This is a genomic window from Amycolatopsis dongchuanensis (genome assembly GCF_039542405.1).
Lineage (GTDB): Bacteria > Actinomycetota > Actinomycetes > Mycobacteriales > Pseudonocardiaceae > Amycolatopsis_E > Amycolatopsis_E sacchari.
The window spans coordinates 42,496-62,792 of record NZ_BAABIB010000169.1 but is presented as its reverse complement, the minus strand read 5'-3'; the positions used below and the strand labels follow the sequence as shown (position 1 = coordinate 62,792).

General features: G+C 70.3%; 15 protein-coding genes. 14 read left to right on the top strand and 1 reads right to left on the bottom strand.

Going from position 1 to position 20,297, the window contains the following annotated elements:
* Positions 1-11: 11 nt before the first annotated feature.
* Positions 12-965, bottom strand: coding sequence for a GlxA family transcriptional regulator (locus ABFX51_RS38040; RefSeq protein ID WP_091508540.1), 954 nt, complete (start codon positions 963-965; stop codon positions 12-14).
* A gap of 71 nt (positions 966-1,036) precedes the next feature.
* Here ABFX51_RS38040 and ABFX51_RS38035 point away from each other — a divergent pair, with 71 nt between their 5' ends.
* From ABFX51_RS38035 to ABFX51_RS37970, 14 genes are all read left to right on the top strand, one after another.
* Complete coding sequence (locus ABFX51_RS38035) at positions 1,037-1,270, top strand: hypothetical protein (protein ID WP_346056719.1); 234 nt, start codon at positions 1,037-1,039, stop codon at positions 1,268-1,270.
* A gap of 33 nt (positions 1,271-1,303) precedes the next feature.
* Positions 1,304-2,137 carry an AraC family transcriptional regulator gene (locus ABFX51_RS38030; protein WP_091508536.1) on the top strand — a complete coding sequence of 278 codons (834 nt, stop codon included), beginning with the start codon at positions 1,304-1,306 and terminating at the stop codon, positions 2,135-2,137.
* 67 nt (positions 2,138-2,204) lie between these two features.
* Positions 2,205-5,165: a GH92 family glycosyl hydrolase gene (locus ABFX51_RS38025; protein ID WP_346056718.1), complete on the top strand. Its 2,961-nt coding sequence runs from the start codon at positions 2,205-2,207 to the stop codon at positions 5,163-5,165.
* A gap of 93 nt (positions 5,166-5,258) precedes the next feature.
* Positions 5,259-7,187, top strand: a complete 1,929-nt coding sequence (locus ABFX51_RS38020) for a maleylacetate reductase and hydroxyquinol 1,2-dioxygenase domain-containing protein (RefSeq protein ID WP_346056717.1) — start codon at positions 5,259-5,261, stop codon at positions 7,185-7,187.
* Entirely contained in the window at positions 7,184-8,902 is a 1,719-nt protein-coding gene (locus tag ABFX51_RS38015) for an FAD-dependent oxidoreductase (RefSeq protein ID WP_346056716.1), read from the top strand. Before ABFX51_RS38020 ends, ABFX51_RS38015 begins: the two co-directional genes overlap by 4 nt.
* A 141-nt stretch (positions 8,903-9,043) precedes the next feature.
* Positions 9,044-10,336, top strand: coding sequence for an MSMEG_0569 family flavin-dependent oxidoreductase (locus ABFX51_RS38010; RefSeq protein WP_346056715.1), 1,293 nt, complete (start codon positions 9,044-9,046; stop codon positions 10,334-10,336).
* A 691-nt stretch (positions 10,337-11,027) separates the two neighbouring features.
* Positions 11,028-11,843: an amidohydrolase family protein gene (locus ABFX51_RS38005; protein WP_346056714.1), complete on the top strand. Its 816-nt coding sequence runs from the start codon at positions 11,028-11,030 to the stop codon at positions 11,841-11,843.
* Positions 11,844-11,877: 34 nt separating this feature from the next.
* The gene (locus ABFX51_RS38000; RefSeq protein ID WP_091508525.1) at positions 11,878-12,390 is read left to right on the top strand and encodes an MSMEG_0572/Sll0783 family nitrogen starvation response protein; all 513 of its coding nucleotides are present in this window, start codon (positions 11,878-11,880) and stop codon (positions 12,388-12,390) included.
* 105 nt (positions 12,391-12,495) lie between these two features.
* Positions 12,496-13,536, top strand: coding sequence for an MSMEG_0568 family radical SAM protein (locus tag ABFX51_RS37995; RefSeq protein ID WP_346056713.1), 1,041 nt, complete (start codon positions 12,496-12,498; stop codon positions 13,534-13,536).
* 1 nt (position 13,537) lies between these two features.
* A complete protein-coding gene (locus ABFX51_RS37990; RefSeq protein ID WP_346056712.1) occupies positions 13,538-14,923 on the top strand; it encodes an MSMEG_0567/sll0787 family protein in 1,386 nt (461 codons plus the stop codon).
* Complete coding sequence (locus ABFX51_RS37985) at positions 14,920-15,777, top strand: carbon-nitrogen hydrolase family protein (RefSeq protein ID WP_346056711.1); 858 nt, start codon at positions 14,920-14,922, stop codon at positions 15,775-15,777. The genes ABFX51_RS37990 and ABFX51_RS37985 overlap by 4 nt, the downstream gene beginning before the upstream one ends.
* Positions 15,778-15,782: 5 nt before the next feature.
* Entirely contained in the window at positions 15,783-16,622 is an 840-nt protein-coding gene (locus ABFX51_RS37980; RefSeq protein ID WP_346056710.1) for a carbon-nitrogen hydrolase family protein, read from the top strand.
* A 30-nt stretch (positions 16,623-16,652) separates the two neighbouring features.
* On the top strand, positions 16,653-17,735 hold the full coding sequence (locus tag ABFX51_RS37975) for an MSMEG_0565 family glycosyltransferase (RefSeq protein ID WP_346056709.1): 1,083 nt from the start codon (positions 16,653-16,655) through the stop codon (positions 17,733-17,735).
* Between the two features lie 678 nt (positions 17,736-18,413).
* Complete coding sequence (locus ABFX51_RS37970; RefSeq protein WP_346056708.1) at positions 18,414-19,760, top strand: protein kinase domain-containing protein; 1,347 nt, start codon at positions 18,414-18,416, stop codon at positions 19,758-19,760.
* Positions 19,761-20,297 lie beyond the last annotated feature (537 nt).

The window sequence follows — 20,297 nt, the reverse complement described above, 5'->3', positions numbered from 1 at the left end:
GACAGCATGCCTCACGCGGGCGCGAACGTCCGGCGGTAGTCGTGCGGGGAGACGCCGACGACGCGGTGGAAGTGGTGGCGCAGCAGGGCCGCCGTGCCGAACCCGCACTCGCGGGCGATCTCCTCGATGCCCAGCCGGGTCTCCTCCAGCAGCGTGCGGGCGTGCAGGACCCGCTGCATCGACAGCCACTTGTGCGGGGTCGTCCCGGTCTCCGCGGCGAACCGGCGCGCGAAGGTGCGCTCGGACATCTGCGCGCGCTTCGCCAGCGTCGCGACGGAGTGGTCCTCGGCGAGGTTTTCCAGCATCCACGTGAGCACGGGCTGGAGGCTGTCGGCGGTGCACTCGGGCACGGGCAGCGCGACGAACTGCCGCTGCCCGCCGTCCCGCTGGGGCGGCACGACCATCCGGCGCGCGATCGTGGTCGCGATCGCGGAACCCAGTTCGCGGCGGACGAGGTGCAGGCACGCGTCGATCCCGGCGGCCGTGCCCGCGCTGGTGATGATGTCGCCCTCGTCGACGAACAAGACGTCCGGATCGACCTTCGCCTCGGGGAAGCGGGCCTGGAACGCCTCGACGTGGTGCCAGTGCGTGGTGCAGTGGCGGCCGTCGAGCAGCCCGGCCTCGCCGAGCAGGAAGGCGCCGCTGCAGACGGACAGCAGCATGGCGCCGCGGTCGGCGGCGGCGCGCACCGCCTCGATCACGGCGGGCGGGTACTCCTCGTCGGTGCTCACCGCGGGCACGGCGACGAGGTCCGCGCCGATCAGCCCGTCGAGGCCGTGTGCCGGGGTCATGGAGACGCCGGGCACGCTCGTGGCCAGCGGTTGCCCGGGGCGTTCGCCGCACGGGCGGAAGTCGAACTTCGGCACCCCGTCGTCGCTGCGGTCGATGCCGAACACCTCGCACAGCACGCCGAACTCGAACGGGGCGACCCCCTCGATCATCACCACCGCGACGGTTTTGAGCATGGCAGGATTTTAGCGTAGTTCGTCAGATCTGCCACTGTTGGCAGGAAGTAGCTGGGCGAACAATTCTTGTCATGACGAACCTGATCCTCTTCCTCGCGATCCTGGCCCTCCTCGCCTACGCCATCGAGCGCAACCACCGCCGCCAGCGCCCGGCCCGCGTGAACGGCAGTTCCCCGCACGAAGACCGCGACCTGACACGAATAACGGAGGACCTGCGCGGACTGCCCCCGTCGGAGGAGCGCCGAGTGCGGGTCCCGGAGCCGCGGGGCGTCGAACTCTCCCGCATCTCACGCCACGCCGCCTAGACTCGAGGTCTCCACCGGCGGAGGGAGGCGAGCGTGGCCGAGCTGGGCCTGGCCGACACCAACGGCATCCTCCGCCTGCCGTCGGTGCGGCCCGCGCGGTCCAGCGCCGGGCTCGGCTGGCCCGGGCTCTACGTCTCCACCCAGTCGGAAAGCCCTTACCGCGCCCGCTTCGACGCCGCGGGCACGCACCTGGTCATCCTGCACCTCGGCGGGCCGGTCACCGTCCGCCGCGGCCGGACGCAGGAACGGCGCGTGCCCGCCGGCGGCCTGTTCATGCACCCCGCGGGCCGGGAGCTGACCGTCGAACTCGGCGGGCCGCTCGACACCGTGCACGCCTACCTGCCCGCGGACGCCCTTCCCGCGGAACTCAACGAGGAACTCGGCGTCGCCGACCCGCTCGTCGAGCAGCTCATGCTCGCGCTCGACGGCCTGGTCCGGCAGTGGGAACCCGCGGCCAGGACCTACGTCGACCACCTGTCCGGCCTGTTCGCCGCTCACCTGGCCCACCGCTACACCCGAGCCCGCGTCCGCGCCGACAACGGTGCGCTGTCGGAAAAGCAGCTCGCCGCCGCGAAGGAACTCATGCTCGCCCGGCTCGCCGAGCCGATCCCGCTCGCCGACCTGGCGGATGCCGCGTCGCTCAGCGTCAGCCAGTTCACCCGCCGCTTCAAGGCCGCGACCGGCGAGACCCCGCACCGCTACCTCATGCGCCTGCGCGTCGAACACGCCTGCCGGATGCTGCGCGCCGACACGCTGAGCATCCCCGAAATCGCCGTGCGGTGCGGTTTTTCGCACCAGGAGCACCTGACGCGCGTGATGCGCGCCCGCCTCGACACCACCCCCGCCGCCTACCGGAAGGGAAGTTGACCTTGGCGACCCCCGGCCGTTCACGGATGTTCACGCACCGGACGGAACCGGCGGCTGGGATCGGCGGGTGATCAGATCCCTGCTCGCGGTCGCACTGGCCGGTGCGCTCCTGCCCGCCCTCCCGGCGGACGCCGCGCCCGCCAAGGTCGCCGACCCGGTCCGCTACGTCGATCCGCTCATCGGTTCCGCCAACGGCGGCAACACCTACCCCGGCGCGGTGCGCCCCTTCGGCATGATCTCGTGGAGTCCCACCAACACCGCGGGGGACCAGACCAACGCCGCCGGTGCGAACGGCTACTCCTACGCCACGCCCCGCACGCGCGGGTTCGCGCTGACGCACGTGAACGGCGCGGGCTGCCACCCCGGCGCGGCCGGTGACGTGCCGATCCTGCCGTTCGCCGGTGCCGTCACGTCCTCGCCGACGGCGGACACCACGGACGCGGTGTACGCGAGCAACTTCAGCCACGACAACGAAAACGCGCAGCCGGGCCGCTACACGGTCACGCTCGAATCCGGGGTGAAGGCCGACCTGTCCGTCACCACGCGTGCGGGTGTCGGGGAGTTCACCTTCCCGGCCGGCTCGCCCGCGAACCTGTTGTTCCGCGTGTCCAACTCGCTCAACGGCAGCGAGGACGCGGAGATCAAGATCGACCCGGCGACGCGGACCGTCACCGGTTCCGTCCTGACGGGCGCTTTCTGCGGCCGCCGCGCCAACGGTGGCGAGAACAACCGCAAGACCTACTACCGGCTGTACTTCGTGGCCTCGTTCGACCGCGCGTTCGCCGGCAACGGCACGTGGGTGAACGACCAGCTCCAGCCCGGTTCGACCACCGCGCACGGCGGCGAGGGCTACCTGACCGGGGCCAACCGCGCCGGGAAGGGGTCCGGCGGGTACGTCACGTTCGCCGATCCCAGCGTGCGGATGAAGGTCGGCATCTCGTACACGAGCCTCGACGCGGCGCGGCACAACCTGGCCGCGGAGGTGAAGCCGAAGGACACGGTGGCTTCCGTCGCGGCGGACGCGCGGCAGGAGTGGAACGAGCAGCTGCGCTCCATCGAGGTCGCGGGCGGTTCTCCCGACCAGCTCACCACCTTCTACACCGCGCTGTACCACTCGTTCCTGGAACCGAACATCGCCAGTGACGTCGAGGGCACGTACCTCGGCAGCGACCAGAAGGTGCACCGGCTCGCGCGCGGCCAGCGCGCGCAGTACGGCAACTTCTCCGGCTGGGACCAGTACCGCGCGCACACGCAGCTGCTCGCGTTGCTGGAACCCGGCATCGCCGGGGATTTCGCGCAGTCGCTGTACAACCTGGCGCAGCAGAACGGCGGCGTGTGGGACCGGTGGGTGCACGTCAACGGCCCGACGCACGTGATGACCGGTGACCCGTCGGCGCCCACGGTGGCCGGCTTCTACGCGATGGGCGTGCGCAACTTCGACGTCCGTGGCGCGTTCGAGTCGTTGTACCGCCAGGCGACCGTGCCGAACCCCGCCGGGCTGTCGGACAAGGGCTGCCCCGGCCAGTGCGAGGGTCAGCGCCCGAACCTCGCCGAGTACCTGAAGCTCGGCTACGCGCCCCAGGACGTGTGCCACTGCTGGGGTGGTGCGGCCGAGACGCTGGAGGACTCCGCCGCCGACTTCGCGCTCGCGGACTGGGCGCAGCGCCTCGGCGACCGCAAGGTGTACAACGAGATGCTGCCGCGCGCGAGCTGGTGGCGGAACACGTTCAACCCCTCCGCCGGCCCGGAGGGCGGCTACCAGCAGGCCCGCAACTCCGACGGCAGCTGGGTCTGGCCGTTCTCCTCGACCTCCGACCTCGGCTTCGCGCAGGGCACCAGCGCGACGTACACGTGGATGGTGCAGCACGACGTGTCCGGTCTCGCGGCGGCGATGGGCGGCAAGGACGTTGCGGCACAACGCCTCGACGCGTTCTTCCACCGCCCCGACGGTTCGTGGGCCACGGGCGGCGACGGCTTCCGCTACGACCCCACCAACGAGCCCGGCATCCACACGCCGTGGCTGTACAACGCCCTCGGGCAGCCGTGGAAGACGCAGGAAACCGTGCGCGCCATGGCTTCGCTGGTGTACAAGACCGGCCCGGGCGGGCTGCCCGGCAACGACGACCTCGGCACGATGTCCGCGTGGTACGTCTTCGCCGCGCTCGGGATGTACCCGCAGACGCCGAGCCGCGCGGAAATGCTGCTGTCGAGTCCGATGTTCCCGAAGGCGTGGGTCAAGCGGGACGGCGGACCGACGATCACGATCAACGCACCCGGCGCTTCGGCGTCGAACATCTACGTGCAGAACGTGCGGCTCGACGGGCGTGCGCACGCCGAGTCCTGGCTGCCGGAGTCGGTCGTGAACCGGGGCGGCGAGGTGACCTTCACCCTGGGGTCGACGCCCAGCAAGTGGGGCACGCCGCCGGTCGACCGCGTCCTGCCCGCACCGGCCGTGCCGAACCTGCCCGCCGCGTGCACGCCCGCCGGGACGTCGTGCCTGCAGAACCTGCAGTACGACACTGACGGCATCGCGACCGCGGACGCGAAGGCGCAGGGCAACCTCGACGGCAAGGGCTGGAGCTTCCCCGCGGAACAGCTGCCCGCGCCCGGGGTGCAAACGCTTGCGCAGGTGCCGTACCTGGTGCCGCCCACGACGGGCACGAGCGGGAACTTCACCAGCCTGCGCGGCCAGCGCGTCTACCTGACGCCGGGCAAGTACTCCGGGCTCGACGTGCTGACCACGGCGGTCAACGGCGACCAGCAGACCGACGTGACCTTCACCTACAGCGACGGCACCACCTCCACGGCACACCTCGCCGTCACCGACTGGGCAGCGACGTCCGCCCACTTCGGTGAGGAGAGCGTCCTCGGCGCCACGACGCGCTACAACGTCAACGGCACCGAGGACGGCCGCGCCGTGCACATCTGGCACGTGACCCTGCCCGCCGACCCGGCCCGCACCCTGACGTCGTTCACCACGACGGCGGTGCCGAACCTGAAGGTCCTCGCGCTCACCACCCGGAGCTGACGCGCTTTTCGTGCAGGAGGACGCGGGAAACGTGCAGGCGTTCCCGCGTCCGCCCGCCCGATACTGCCCTTGGACCACAAGGGAGTGAGGGCGATGCGGAACTTCGGGTACTCGGCCCGGCCCGGCCGGGTGGTGTTCGGGCAGGCGAGCCAGGTCCGGGACGAGGTGGAGCGGCTGGGCGGGCGGCGTGTGCTGCTGTTGTCCAGCCGCTCGGCCGACGCCGGGGCGGTCCGGTCGGCGCTGGGCCCGCTGCTGGCGGCCGAGTTCGACGGGGCCGTGATGCACACGCCCGTCGAGGTGACCGAGCGGGCGCTGCAGGTGCTGAAGGAACACGGCGCGGACTGCCTCGTCGCGGTCGGCGGCGGCTCGGTCACCGGGCTGTCGAAGGCGCTCGCCGTGCGCACGGACCTGCCGCAGGTGATCCTGCCGACGACCTACGCGGGCTCGGAGGTCACGCCGGTGCTCGGCGAGACCGAGCACGGTCGCAAGACGACGCGTTCCTCCGACGCGATCCTGCCCGAGACGGTGCTTTACGACGTCGAGCTGACCCGGTCGCTGCCCGTGCCGGTTTCGGTCACCAGCGCCGTCAACGCCATGGCCCACGCGGTCGAAGCGCTGTACTCGCCCGAGTCGAACCCCGTCGTGGACGGCATGGCGCTGGAGGCGATCCGCAAGATCGCGCGGTTCCTGCCCCGGCTGGCCGACGACCCCTCCGCGCTCGACGTCCGCGCCGAGCTGCTGGAAGCCGCGTGGCTGGGTGGGATGTGCCTGGCCGGGGTCGGCATGGGGCTGCACCACAAGCTGTGCCACACCCTCGGCGGCTCCTTCGACCTGCCCCATGCCGAGACGCACACTGTCATGCTGCCGCACGCGATGGCCTACAACGCGCCCGCTGCTGGGCAGGCGATGGCCAGGATCGCGGACGCCCTCGGCGCTGCCGACGCGCCCAGCGGGGTGTTCGACCTCGTGGTCCGGGTGGACGGTCCGACTTCGCTGCGCTCGCTGGGAATGGCGGAATCCGATCTCGCTCGTGCTGCCGAGCTGGCCACCGCCTCGCCGTATCCGAACCCGCGGGAGCTGACCCGTGACGGCATCGAGGAGCTGCTTCACGGGGCGTGGCGCGGCGAGCGTCCTGGCGGCGGGCGCACCGTGCCGGATCTCGGCTGGCTGACCGACCAGGTGGTCGCGAGCTTCGACCGGGCGCCGGACGCGCGGGTGCGGCAGCTGCTCACCGACCTCGTCCGGCACCTCCACTCCTACGTCACGCGCAACGACGTCACCCAGCCCGAATGGCAGTACGCCATCGAGTTCCTGACTCGCGCCGGGCACATCACCACGGACACGCGGCAGGAGTTCGTGCTGCTGTCGGACGTGCTGGGCGTCTCCAGCGCGGTCGACGTGCTGACGAACTCGCGTACGCCGGACACCACCGCCTCCGCGGTCCTCGGCCCGTTCTACGTCGAGGGGCCGCCCGCCGCCGAGCACGGCAGCGACATCGCGCAGGGCCTGCCCGGCACACCGCTGTGGGTCGACGTGTCCGTGACCGACACGCACGGCGAACCGGTCCCGGACGCGACGGTCGACGTGTGGCAGTCCAATGAGGACGGTTTCTACGACGTCCAGCTGCCCGACCTCGACGGCCCGGTCCTGCGCGCGAGGTTCACCACCGACGCCGGCGGCAGGCTGCGGTTCTGGTCGATCCTGCCCAGCGAGTACCCGATCCCCGACGACGGCCCGGTGGGGCAGATGCTGGCGGCGACGGGACGGCACCCGTGGCGGGCGCCGCACCTGCACTTCATGATCTTCAAGCCCGGGTACACGCAGCTCATCACGCAGCTGTTCGTGCGTGGCGGCCCGTACCTCGACACCGAGGGCGGTCGAGGTGACACGGTCTTCGGCGTCAAGGAGGATCTCGTCGTCGACTTCGCCCCGCAGCACGGCCCGACGCCCGACGGCCGCCCGCTCGACGGCGAGTGGCGCAGGCTCGACTTCACGTTCAAGATCGCCCGGGAGATCCCATGACCTACGACACCGACGTCCTGGTCGTCGGCAGCGGCCCCGCCGGCGGGTCCGCCGCGCTGCTGCTCGCCACCTACGGCGTGCGGACGCTGCTCGTGAGCAAGTACGGCTGGGTGGCCAACACGCCCCGCGCGCACATCACGAACCAGCGGACGCTGGAGGTGCTGCGTGACCTCGGCGTGGAACAGGAGGCGCTCGCGGCCGGTACCCCGCAGGAGCTGATGGGCGACACGGTGCTGTGCACGGCGCTCGCGGGGGAGGAGATCGGCCGGATCCGCACGTGGGGTACCGGCCCGGCGTCACTGAGCGAGTACGCGACGGCCAGTCCGTGCGGCATGATCGACCTGCCGCAGACGTACCTGGAACCGATCCTGGTCAGCAACGCCGCGGCGCGGGGCGCGAAGGTCCGGTTCGACACGGAGTTCCTGTCCCTGGAACAGGACTCGGAAGGCGTCACGGCACGGCTGTTCGACCGCGTCCGCGGCGACGAGTACACGGTGCGCGCCCGCTACCTGATCGGTGCCGACGGTGGCCGGAGCCTGGTCGCGGAGCAGGCAGGCCTGCCGTTCGCGGGACAGAGCGGCAAGGCGGGCAGCATGAACATCGTGTTCAAGGCCGACCTGTCGCAGTACGTGGCGCACCGGCCGAGCGTCCTGTACTGGGTGATGCGGCCCGGTGCGCACCTGGGCGGCATCGGCATGGGGCTGGTGCGGATGGTGCGGCCCTGGCACGAATGGCTGCTGACGTGGGGCTACGACATCTCGCAGCCGCCACCGGAGGTCGACGATGCGGAGGCGACAAGGATCGTGCACGACCTGATCGGCGACCCGTCGATCCCGGTGGAGATCACGTCGACCTCGCTGTGGACGGTCAACCACAGCTACGCCACGGAGTATTCGGCCGGCCGGGTCTTCTGCGCGGGCGACGCCGTGCACCGGCACCCGCCGTCGAACGGCCTCGGTTCGAACACGTCCGTCCAGGACGCCTACAACCTGGCGTGGAAGCTCGCGATGGTGCTGCGCGGGGAAGCGGGGCCCGGCCTGCTCGACACGTACAGCGCGGAGCGGGCGCCGGTGGGCAAGCAGGTCGTCGACCGCGCGAACCTCAGCCGCGACCAGTTCGGCCCGATCTTCGAGGCGCTCGGCATCGCGGGCGGCACTGACGACGAGGGGATCGTCGCGGGTCTGGCGGCGTGCCGGGCACCGGAGGGCGTCAAGCGGCGGCAGGCGCTCGACGAGGCGATCCAGCTGAAGAACTACGAGTTCAACGCGCACGGCGTCGAGCTGAACCAGCGTTACGCGTCGGCCGCGGTCCTCGACGACGGTGGTCCGGCCGAGGAGTGGGCGCGCGATCCGGAGCTGTACCACCAGCCCAGCACGCGTCCCGGCGCGAAGCTGCCCCATGCGTGGCTGGTGAACGAGCGTGCCGAGCGAGTGTCCACTCTGGACCTTGTGGGTGGCGGCCGGTTCACGCTCGTCACGGGTCTCGCGGGCGGGGCGTGGGAACCGGCGGCCCGTGACGCGGGGGTGGGGTTCGTCCGCATAGGTGCGGCGGAGGCCCGCGACGCGTACGGCGAGTGGGGTCGCGTGTCCGGCATGGCGGAGGAGGAGTGCCTCCTCGTCCGGCCGGACGGGTACATCGCGTGGCGCGGCCCGAAATTGGCGGACGGGCACACGGAGGAGTTGCGGAGAGCGCTTTCCCTTGTGCTGCAGCGGTAACAAAGCGGTTCGCGCGTAACACGCAGTTGTTCCGGATGAAACCGTTCGGCAATAGCTCCTGGCTGTACTGGTCGTCATCAGCGACGGTACTCGCAAGGAGGACGTTCGGTGTCTCATCCACTACATGGCCGTCATCACTCCGTGGTCGTGATCGGCGGTGGGCAGGCGGGGCTGGCGATGAGCCACTGCCTGCGTGGCCGGGGGATCGATCACGTGGTCCTCGAGCGGGACGAGATCGGCCACGAGTGGCGGGACCGGCGCTGGGACACGTTCTGCCTCGTGACGCCGAACTGGCAGTGTCAGCTGCCGGGCTTTCCTTACCGCGGACCGGATCCCGACGGTTTCATGGGGCGCGCCGAGATCGTCTCGTACATCCAGGAGTACGCGAAGGCGTTCGAGCTGCCGGTGATCGAGGGTGTGGAGGCGACGCGCCTGCGGTTGACGCCGCACGGTTTCCTGGTCCGCACGTCGCAGGGGGACGTGACAGCGGAGCAGGTCGTGCTCGCGACGGGGCCGTACCAGGTGCCGCTGATCCCGAGGATGGCCGAGCGGCTGCCGGAGTCGTTGGTGCAGCTGCATTCCTCGCAGTACCGGAATCCGGACGGGTTGCCCCCCGGCGAGGTTCTGGTGGTCGGCACGGGCCAGTCGGGCTGCCAGATCGCGGAGGATTTGCACCTGGCCGGGCGCCGCGTGCACCTGGCGGTGGGCGGCGCGCCGCGGGTGGCGCGCCGGTACCGCGGCCGGGACGTGGTGGCGTGGCTGGACGAGATGGGCTATTACCGAAGGGGAATAGACGAATTCGCCGACGCGGATGCGGTCCGTTTCCGGGCCAACCACTACGTCACAGGCCGCGACGGTGGTCATGACATCGATTTGCGCGCCTTCGCCCGCGAGGGGATGCGCTTGTACGGGCGGCTTCGCGGTTTCTCGTCGGGCGCTTTCACTTTCGACCAGGACCTGCGTAAGAACCTGGACGCCGCGGATGCGGTTTCGGAAGGGATCAAGGACTCGATCGACGCGTACATCTCGTCGCACGGCATAGATGCCCCGTCGGAGGCCCGCTACGTCCCGGTGTGGCAGCCGTCTGTCGAGCCTGCGGAGCTGGCCCTGTCGGGGATCACGTCGGTGGTCTGGTGCACAGGCTTTGGCCGGGACCACCGCTGGATAGACGTCCCCATCTTCGACGGCAGAGGCTACCCCACGCACGACAGAGGCGTGACGAGTTGTGAAGGCTTGTATTTCTTAGGTCTACCGTGGCAGTACACATGGGGCTCGGGCCGCTTCTGCGGAGTCGCCGCGGACGCGGAGTTCCTGGCGGGACGGATCGAACTGCTCCACCGAGGCGGCCGGAGCTCGGAGGTCCGCTGGCTAGCGGGATCCCCACCCGGAACCTACGAAAGCGACGACTGGGTCGCCCCACGGACAGTCGCATGAGCGGCTCCTGCGGCCCGGTTGGGTCGGTTCGGGCCGCGCGGGACGCCCCCGGGGCTTGGCTGGGCCGGTGCGGCTCGGGTGGTCGGCTGCGGTGGGCCGCACGGCACGCCCCGGCGTTCGGCTGGGTTGGCGCGGCTCGGTTTGGTTGGGTGCCGTGGTGGACCACGCGGCGCGCCCCCCGGGCGTTCGACTGGGTCGGCGCCGCGGTGGGCCGCGCGGCGGCCCCGATGCTCGGCGAGGCTGGCGCTGCTCGGTTCGGTTGGGTGCCGCTCGGCCCGGCCAGGTCACGTGGGCTGGCCCGGCTGTCCCGGCGCATCCTCTTGCACGGCTACCCGCCTGGCTCCGCAGGTGAACGCCCGGCAGGGAAGACACGCACGCCGCCACCAACCTGACAGGCACCGACACCCTCGCCCAATCCCTACTCGCCCCAGCCCCGGCCCCAGCCCGATCTCCGGCCCCGGCCCAGCCCCGGCCTCGGCCCCGGCCCCGGCCCCAGCGAACTCCGCCGTCTCCGCCGGATCGCCGTCTCGTCCTGACTCCTCCGGCAGCGCTACCTCGACCGTGTCACTTCGCCGACCCGCCGCCACGTGAATCCGGGCCGTCCCCGCCGCGCCCCGCCACCCACCAACCCGAAATACGCCACACCCCGACCGAACTTCACATCCCGGCTCCCGACCCTAGGAAATCGATCATGGTATTCGACGCGCATCGCCACCTCGGCGTGCTGCCGGCGTACCCGTTCTACGGCGGCCCCGCCGTCAACCCCGACACGAAAGCCCGGGCGACGATCGCCGAACTGATCGCCGACCTCGACGCCGAAGGCACCGAACGCGCGCTCGTCATCCCCAACTACGGCGTGCCGAGTCCCGGAGTTTCGTTCGCCTTCAACGAGTTGTGCGTCGAAGCGGCCCAGACCGACGACCGGATCCGTGCCGCGCTGTGGGTTTCACCGCTGCCGAGCGACGCGGAGCGCACGGAGGCCGCGCTCGCACTGGCGGCGGAGCAGGGTGTGAAGGCTCTCAAACTCAGCTTCCTGCTCGGCGGCCGCGCGAGCGACCCGAGCTGCCGACCGATGCTCGACCGGATCTTCGCCGTCGCCAGCGAACGTGACCTGGTGGTGCACGTGCACACCTCGCCGGGTGCTGCGTCCGACATCGACGAGGTCGGCAACCTCGTCGACTGGTATGGGGATCACGTCGCCGTTCACCTGGTGCATTTCGGCGGCGGTATGAGCGGTCACATCAAGCTCGCCGGTTCCCGGTTCTTCGACTGGATCGAAGCGGGAAAGCGGGTCTACACGGACTTGTCGTGGGCCATCGGGTTCGCGCCCCGATGGCTGGCGGAAGAGGTTTCCCGGCGCGGCATCGGTCACGACCGGATCCTCTTCGCGAGCGACGAGCCCTGGGGCGACCGGGAAGGGGAGTACGCCCGCATGCGGGCGGCCACCGGTGACGGTGAGCTCTCCGGACTGGTGTTCCGGGAGAACTTCGAAAAACTCTACGGCTGATCACGAAGAAATCGAAGGAACAAAAGGAGCTGGTATGCCCGAGCTGACCGACCTGGAGCAGAAGAGCCTCGAAGAGGTTCCGCACCCCTCACTCCCCGAAGGATCCAGCCTGTACGGCGGGACGAAGGTTTTTCCCGACTACAAGGCGGAAAACGGCGAGAGCTACTTCACCCTCGTGCACGGTATCGCCCACGAGTCGTCGGTGAGCTTCGTGGCGATCCTGCAGGCGACCCGAGCGCTGCGCAAGGGATTCGAGACCGCGATCTACTTCTACGGCCCGGGATCGCTGAACTGCCTGGCAACGCGCGGCTTCCCGACGACCGGCAACGCGGCCTTCCCCGGTGAGATGAACATCAACGATCAGCTCAAGACGTTCATCGCCGAAGGCGGCAAGGTGTACTGCTGCCGGTTCGGGCTGTCGCTGCACGGCGCCCGCGAGGAGGACCTGATCGAGGGCGTCATCCCCACGCATCCGCTGGACGTGCAGGACGCCTTGATCCATTACGCCCGCAAGGGCGCCGTCATCAACTCGACCTACATGTTCTAGGAGGCCGCAGTGCGCGTTGGCACCGAAGGCGAACCGGCCATGCCGCCATCCCCAGTCGTCGACGAAGACGCTCCACACCCAGGCCCGGACCTGGACCCCGTCCGGGTGAGGGTGGACCTCGCGGTGCGGGGCGTCCGCTGGGACGCGCCCGTGCAGCGCAGCAAGGGCGCGGGCCCGAGCGACGACGGTCACCTGCTCGTCGACGGTGCCAACGCTGCGCTGCCCCTCAACCCCGCGAGCCCGTACACCCTCCGCAGCGGACGGGTCTACGAAGGCCGCATCGATCTCGGGTTGTCCGTGGAACCGGTGGCCCGCCCGAAGTTCTACGACCTGACCACGGCCGAGGGCGTGCCCTACCGCAAGATCGCGCTGCTGCACGGACGCGACGTCCTCGCGACCACGGTCGTGCAGACCTGCATCCGTTATGTCGAGGACCAGCGTTGCCGGTTCTGCACGATCGAGGAGTCGTTGCACGCGGGCTCGACCATCGCCGCGAAAACTCCCGCGCAGCTGGCCGAGGTCGCGGAGGCGGCCGTCCGGCTCGACGGCGTCCGGCAGATGGTCATGACCACCGGCACCACCGCGGGACCCGACCGCGGTGCCCGGCATCTCGTTCGCTGTGTGCGGGCGGTGCTCGCCGCGGTGCCCGGTCTGCCGATCCAGGTGCAGATCGAACCGCCGGGAGACCTCGCAGTACTCACCGAGCTGCGAGAAGCCGGTGCGACCTCTATCGGCATCCACGTGGAGTCCTTGGACGACGACGTACGCCGGCGCTGGATGCCAGGCAAGTCCACGGTCCCTATGAGCGAGTACGAAGCGGCCTGGGACGAGGCCGTGCGCGTGTTCGGTCGGAATCGAGTGTCGACGTACCTCCTTGTCGGTTTGGGTGAGAACCCGGACGAACTCGTCGCCGGGGCGGCAGGGTTGATCGAGCGTGGCGTCTATCCGTTCGTCGTGCCCATGCGTCCGATGGCGGGCACCCTCGCCCGCCGGGACGGTGCCAAGGCGCCGTCACCTGCCCTGGTCCGTGACGTCACCGAGCGCGTCGCGGCCCTGCTCCGGGCAGCCGGCATGAAGGGCGCGGACCAGGAAGCCGGCTGTGCCGCCTGCGGCGCGTGCGGTGCCTTGAGCGCGGCAGGAGGCTGACATGCGCGACGTTCTGGCCATCCTCGGCGATCCCGTCAGCCTCGAACGCCAGCCCGCCTTCCACATCGAGCAGGCGGCCGACGCGGTGACCATTGCGGCGTACCACGCCCTGCGCCGTCAGGTGTTCGTCGAGGAACAGGGCCTGTTCGAGGACCACGACCTCGACGAGCACGACGAGGACCCACGCACGGTCGTCCTCGTCGCCCGTGACCGGGAGGGCGCCGTCATCGGCGGCGTCCGGCTCGGCCCCGCGCAGCTTGACGGCCCGGATCTCGGCTGGTGGTACGGCGGCCGCCTGGTCGTCGCACCGGCCAGCCGCGGCAGCGTCGGCCCTGCCCTCGTCCGTGCCGCCTGTGCCCGTGCCGAGGACGCCGGGGTGTTGCGCTTCGAAGCGACCGTGCAGCTTCGCAACGAACCGCTGTTCACCCGGCTCGGCTGGCGTGCCGTTCGACGCGTCACGGTCGCCGGCGCACCGCACGTCCTCATGCGGTGGCCCGTCGGCCGCATCCAGGCCCTGGCCGACGCCACCAAGCGTGACCTCGGCCCGCTGCTCACCGGACTCACCGGCGTCCCCGGCTTCGTCGGTGATGACGGGGTCCCCGTGCCCGGCAGCGACCTCGTCGCCGCGTGCGATGCGATCGTCCCGTCGATGGTCGAACGCGATCCGGAGTGGGCCGGATGGTGCTCGGTGCTGGTCAACGTCAACGACCTCGCGGCCATGGGCGCGGAACCCGTCGGCTTGCTCGACGCGCTCGGTGCCCGTGACAGGTCCTTCGCAAGCCGGGTGCTCACCGGGCTGCGCCGGGCCAGCGACGCCTACGGAGTTCCCGTGCTCGGAGGCCACACCCAGTTCGGGGTCCCCGCGGCCCTGTCCGTCACCGCCCTGGGCCGCACGGCTCATCCGGTGCCCGGGGGAGGCGGCCGGCCCGGGCACGAGGTCCGTCTCACCGCCGACCTGGACGGCCGGTGGCGCCCGGGATACGCCGGACGACAGTGGGACTCGACCAGCTTCCGCCGCACGGCGGAGCTGCGCGCGATGCTCGGCGCGGTTAGCCGGGCCCGTCCAGCGTCGGCGAAGGACGTGTCGATGGCGGGCGTTGCCGGGACGCTCGGCATGCTCGCCGAAGCCAGCGGCTGCGGTGCCGAGCTCGACCTGGCACGGATACCGAGGCCGAACGGGACGAGTATGGGCGATTGGCTCACCTGCTTTCCGGGGTTCGCGATGCTGACGGCGGACGAACCGGGCGTCGGCGCGCTCGACGCCGGCCCCGCCGTGTCCGTCCCGTGTGGACGGTTACTCCCTGGCCGGGGCGTGGCGCTGTGCTGGCCGGACGGGGAACGTACGGAAGTGCTCACCGGGGGCGTGACTGGATTGGGAAGGGCATGACGACCTTGCGCATGGCCGCTGTGGCGGCTCCTTTCGATCGGGACTTGGACGAGGACTTCGCACGGATCCGCCATCTCGTCGGGAAGGCTCGCGCCGAGGGCGTCGGCCTGCTCGCCCTGCCCGAGGCTTGCCTGGGTGGCTACCTGGCGAACCTCGACGGCGGTGCCGAGGGACCACCACCCCTGCGTGTCGACGGCCCCGAGATCGAACGCCTCCGCAAGCTGGCCGGTGACATGGTGGTGGTGGCCGGATACTGCGAGGACTCGGGTGACCGCCTCTACAACAGCGCCGTGTGCGTGCACGGAGACGGTGTGCTCGGCAACCACCGCAAGGTGCACCAGCCACTGTCGGAGGACGCCAGCTATGGCGCGGGCCAGTCGTTCGCCGCCTTCGACACACCGGTCGGCCGCCTCGGCACCATGATCTGTTACGACAAGGCGTTTCCCGAGTCCGCGCGCGCCCTCGCGCTCGACGGCGCCGAGATCGGGGTGTGCATCTCGGCTTGGCCGGGCAGCCGTACGAATCCTGCCGCGGATCTCGCGCAGGACCGGTGGAAACGCCGGTTCGACCTGTTCGACCGGGCCAGGGCGCTCGAAAACCAGATCGTGTGGCTTTCGGCGAACCAGTCCGGCACCTTCGGCTCGCTCAGGTTCGTGGCCAGTGCGAAGGTGGTCGACCCTGGTGGCGAAATTCTGTCCGACACGGGCGTCGCCGAGGGCATGGCCGTGACCGAACTGGACGTCAAGGAGGCACTGGAGACCGCCCGGCGTTCGATGGGCCACCTACGGGACCGCAGGCCAGAGGCCTATCCCGGGCTGGGCGTCGAGGAAGAATTCGCCGGGACGAGATACTAGGGCTCATGGGCCTCATCCGGATCGGTGCGGTGGCCGCGCATTTCGGCCGCGACCTGGACTTCGACCTGCAGCGCATCGCGACGCTGATCGAGCACGCCCGCGGTTCCGGCGTCTCGTTGCTGGTCCTGCCGGACGCGGCGCTGGGTGGGTACCTCGCCGATCTGCGGCATCCCGACCCGGAGGCTCTGCCGCCGGCGCTCGAAATCGAGGGACCGGAGATCGCGAAAGTTGCCGCGCTGGCCGCTGAAATGGTGGTGTGCCTCGGGTTCTGCGAGGCGGAGGGCGAGTTGAGGTACAACTCCGCGGTCTGCGTCACCGGCGACGGAGTACTGGGCCGGCACCGGAAGGTGCACCAGCCGGCGGGCGAATCGGCCGCGTACGCGCCGGGCGAGAGCTTCGCCGCGTTCGACACCCCGATCGGCCGTCTGGGGATGCTCATCGACTACGACAAGACGTTCCCGGAGTCGGCCCGCACGTTGGCCATCGACGGTGCCGAAGTACTCGCCTGCCTGTCGGCCTGGCCGACCAGCATCACCAACCGCGCGCCGCGCATGGCGCAGGACCGGCAGTCCCGGCTGTTCGACCTGTACGACCAGGCGAGGGCTGCCGAGAACCAGGTGGTGCTGGCCTCTTCGAACCAGACCGGCGCCATGGGCGGGATGCGGTTCCTCGGCCAGGCGAAGGTGGTCGGGCCCGGCGGTGACATCCTCGCGCGGACCTGGGCGAAGGCGGGGATCGCGGTGGCCGAACTCGACGTCCAGGCCGAGATCGCCACGGCCCGCCGCGTTCTCAAGCACCTGGACGAGCGCAAGCCAGAGGTTTACGTGGGAGCCCGGCGGAGTTGACCGCCGGCGTTTCCGGAACGAGGGAACGGCATGAGGATTGCCCTGCTGAGCTACTCGACGAAACCGCGCGGGGGAGTGGTGCACACGCTCGCGCTCGCCGAGGCACTCGCGGCGGAGGGGCAGGACGTCACGGTCTGGACGCTGGGCCGCGGTGGGGACAGCGGCTTCTTCCGACCTGTCGACCCAGCGGTGACAGTGCGCGTCGTGCCGTTTCCGGACGTGGACGGTGAGGGAGTGGGCCCTCGCATCCTTCGCTCGATCGACGCGCTTCGCGACGCCTTCGACCCCGCGGGCTATGACATCGTGCACGCCCAGGACTGCATCAGCGCGAACGCGGTGGACCGGTGTGTTCGCACGGTGCACCACATCGACCACTTCACGACACCGGAGCTGGCCGCCTGCCATGAACGGGCGATCGTTCGTCCCTACGCTCACGTGTGCGTGTCGGCGGCCGTGGCCGATGAACTGGCCACCGGCTGGGGTATCAAGGCCACGGTGATCCCCAACGGTGTGGAAGCAGGACGATTCGCTGCCGCCGCCTCTCCCGAGTCGGCCCCCGCTCGGCAGCGGTGGCGGGAGCGCCTGGGCCGGTATGTGCTCTCGGTGGGCGGTATCGAGCCCCGAAAGGGCTCGCTCGAGCTGCTGGAAGCCTTTGCCCGCCTTGCCGAGCCGGACGTGCGGTTGGTGATCGCGGGCGGCGAGACGCTGTTCGACTACCGCGACTACCGCACGCGGTGGGAGCAGCGCGCGGCGGAGCTGGGCGTGTCGCCGGTCGTACTGGGACCTGTGGCTCATGACGAGCTTCCTTTCCTGGTGGCAGCTGCGGGAGTGTTCGCCTTCCCGTCGATCAAGGAGGGTTTCGGCCTGGCGGCGATGGAAGCCGTCGCGGCCGGAGTCCCCCTGGTGACGAGCGATCTTCCGGTGATGCGTGAGGTTTTTGGTGGTGTGGCGGGCTTCGGGTCCGATGCGGCGGGTTTGGCGCGTGAGCTGGCGCGGGCACTCGCAGAACCGGACCCAGCGCGGAAGGCGGCGGGTGAAGCCCTGGCCGCCCGCTACACGTGGAGTGCGGCGGCGCGGTCGCATATCAAGCTGTACCACTCGCTGATGTTCTGAGCGCAACCTCTTTCAACCTATCTGGTGAACGTTTCCGGAAACCCCCGTTTTTGTCGGTGGTCGCATCCATAGTGGTGTCAATCGCGAAACGAGGGGGATAATCATGATCGAGTCCATAGTGGACGGTTTGCTGGCGTCGTGCCGGAAGTTGCTTGCCGGCAACGTTTTCCGGCTGCTTCTTCGACGTGCTCCAGCCTTGATCGAACGCCTAGGCGAAACGGCGCTGGAGGTCGTGGAGTCGGGACGCTGCAGCGATTCCTGCAAGCTGAGGGCGGTCCTTGAACGGGAAGCGCGTGGAAATGCTGGCGGGCGGCAGGCACGGTCCCGGCTCGGGCCGTCGGGCTGGACCCTGTGGAGGGCGCGCGTGGAGATGCCGGTACTCGTCGCCGGGCTTCCTGCGTTGCCGGCCGGCGACGGCGGCCGACTGCGAGCCGGCGACAGCGAACAGGCATACGCCTTCGGCCGTGTCCGTTGTGCGTGTGCGGTTCGGCCACGATCCCCGCCGCGCCGGTGCCTCCGAGGACAGCGGGATGGGCACTAGTGGCACAACGAGCGGCCAGTAGTGGGGCCGAGGAGGAGAAGGAAGACGAGGTGAGCGTGGAAGCCCGATGACGGTTCACGTTCTCTGAACGGTGGATACCTAGAATGACCGTTCGGAACCGTGGGACCGGAGGAGACGTGACCGCCGAAGGCGAGTTGATCGCAGGACGGTACCGGCTGGTGTCCCGGATCGGCCGTGGCTCGATGGGTGTGGTGTGGCAGGCGCGGGACGAGCGCCTCGACCGGACCGTCGCTGTGAAGCAGCTGGTGCTTGACGAGACTGTCGATGCGGAGACTGCGGAGCAGGCGGTACGCCGGGCGATTCGGGAAGGCCGGGTCGCGGCGAGGTTGCGGCACCCGCATGCCATCACCGTGCACGACGTGGTCGAACACGACGGAAAACCGTGCCTGGTGCTGGAGTACTTGCCGTCGCGAAGCTTGGCTGCGCTCAGCGCCGAGCGAGGGCCTTTGGAGCCCGCATACGTCGCGAGCATCGGGCGGCAAGTGGCGTCGGCTCTCGCCGCGGCCCACGTCGAGGGGATCGTGCACCGGGACGTCACGCCGGGGAACGTGCTCATCACTCCGGACGGCACGGCGAAGCTGGCCGACTTCGGGATTTCACGCGCTGTCGGCGAAGGCACGGTCACGGGTGGTGGGGTCATAGCCGGGACTCCCGCGTTTCTCGCGCCGGAGGTCGCGGGCGGTGGTGAGGCGGTGTTCGCGTCGGACGTCTTCTCGCTCGGCGCGACCCTGTACTTCGCGGTCGAAGGGGCACCACCGTTCGGGCGCGACGAGAACCCGTACGCGTTGTTGCAGCGAGCGGCACGGGGTGAGGTGGTGCCACCACGGCAGGCGGGGCCGCTGACGGATGTGCTGAGCCGGATGCTGCGGTCTGAGCCGCTCGAGCGGCCGAGGATGGAGGAGGTGGAAGAGGCGCTGAACGCGGTCGCGGAGGGCAGGCCTGCTCCGCCGCCGCGAGATCCGACCTTGCTGTTGCCCGCGCGGCGAAAACCGTCGCGGCGACTGGTCTTCGCAGGAGTAGGTGCCGTGGCGCTGCTCGGGATAGGCGGGGTTGTCGGCAGCTTGCTCAGAGGGGGAGATGATACGACTGCGGCATCGGGACAACCTGTTTCCGCTGTGCCACCACCGGCGCCAGCCAGTACTTCGCCCACGCCCGATTCCGGTTGCGTCGCGGATTACCGGGTCACGAACTCCTGGCCGAACGGGTACCAGGTCGAGGTGACCGTTCGCGCTGACGGTGGTCGCGGGTTGACCGGCTGGGCCGTGCGCTGGCAATTGCCTTCGGGCGAGAGCATCAACAACCTGTGGAACGGGACGCTGGTCCGTGAGGGGGGCGCGGTGACGGTGACGAACGCGAGCTACAACGCGGTCGTTTCGCCGAACGGCACCACCTCCTTCGGGTTCGTCGCGGCGATGTCCGGAAGTGCGCCGGGGCGACCCACGGTTTCGTGCGACGCGTCCTGAGGTAGTTGCGGCATCGGCGGTGGCGGTGGAGTGGCCGTGGCGGTGGAGTGGCCGTGGCCCGGGATTGCCCTGCGGCGGAATGTGATCTCGTGGCGGTATCGGTCGCGCGGCTACGTGCCGGGATGAGCGGGTTGCGGCATGGCGGCTTTCCGGCAAGTTCCCGCGGGGGGCGGGCACGACAGTTGGGTGGGGTGGCCAAGTGAGCGGCCGCAGCCCGGCTGCTGCCGACCACCGCGGGGCGGCCGCAGGAGGACTGGCTGCGACCATCGCAGGGCCGCCAGGGCTCCCTGGCGGTGATCGGTGTGCGGTCCGCAGTGGACCTCGAGCCGCGACCACCGCCGGGCGGCCGTAGGAGGCCTGTCCGCGACCCCCGCGAGGCGGCAGCTACTCCGGAGCGACCCGGAAACCCCTGCCCGCGACCGACCCCCGCGGCGGCAACTCCGGGCGTGGCCAGGAAACCGCTCCCCGGGGTCACTCCGGGGTGAGCTAGAGAAACCGCTCCCCGGGGTCACTCCGGCGTGGCCAGGAAACCGCTCC

What these genes read in the sequence shown, in the direction of transcription:
- ABFX51_RS38035 (WP_346056719.1), top strand. Translation starts at nt 1,037, where the DNA reads ATGACGAACCTGATCCTCTTCCTCGCGATCCTGGCCCTCCTCGCCTAC.
- ABFX51_RS38020 (WP_346056717.1), top strand. Translation starts at nt 5,259, where the DNA reads ATGCGGAACTTCGGGTACTCGGCCCGGCCCGGCCGGGTGGTGTTCGGG.
- ABFX51_RS37990 (WP_346056712.1), top strand. Translation starts at nt 13,538, where the DNA reads ATGCGCGACGTTCTGGCCATCCTCGGCGATCCCGTCAGCCTCGAACGC.
- ABFX51_RS38000 (WP_091508525.1), top strand. Translation starts at nt 11,878, where the DNA reads ATGCCCGAGCTGACCGACCTGGAGCAGAAGAGCCTCGAAGAGGTTCCG.
- ABFX51_RS38015 (WP_346056716.1), top strand. Translation starts at nt 7,184, where the DNA reads ATGACCTACGACACCGACGTCCTGGTCGTCGGCAGCGGCCCCGCCGGC.
- ABFX51_RS37980 (WP_346056710.1), top strand. Translation starts at nt 15,783, where the DNA reads ATGGGCCTCATCCGGATCGGTGCGGTGGCCGCGCATTTCGGCCGCGAC.
- ABFX51_RS38005 (WP_346056714.1), top strand. Translation starts at nt 11,028, where the DNA reads ATGGTATTCGACGCGCATCGCCACCTCGGCGTGCTGCCGGCGTACCCG.
- ABFX51_RS37975 (WP_346056709.1), top strand. Translation starts at nt 16,653, where the DNA reads ATGAGGATTGCCCTGCTGAGCTACTCGACGAAACCGCGCGGGGGAGTG.
- ABFX51_RS37985 (WP_346056711.1), top strand. Translation starts at nt 14,920, where the DNA reads ATGACGACCTTGCGCATGGCCGCTGTGGCGGCTCCTTTCGATCGGGAC.
- ABFX51_RS38040 (WP_091508540.1), bottom strand. Translation starts at nt 965, where the DNA reads ATGCTCAAAACCGTCGCGGTGGTGATGATCGAGGGGGTCGCCCCGTTC.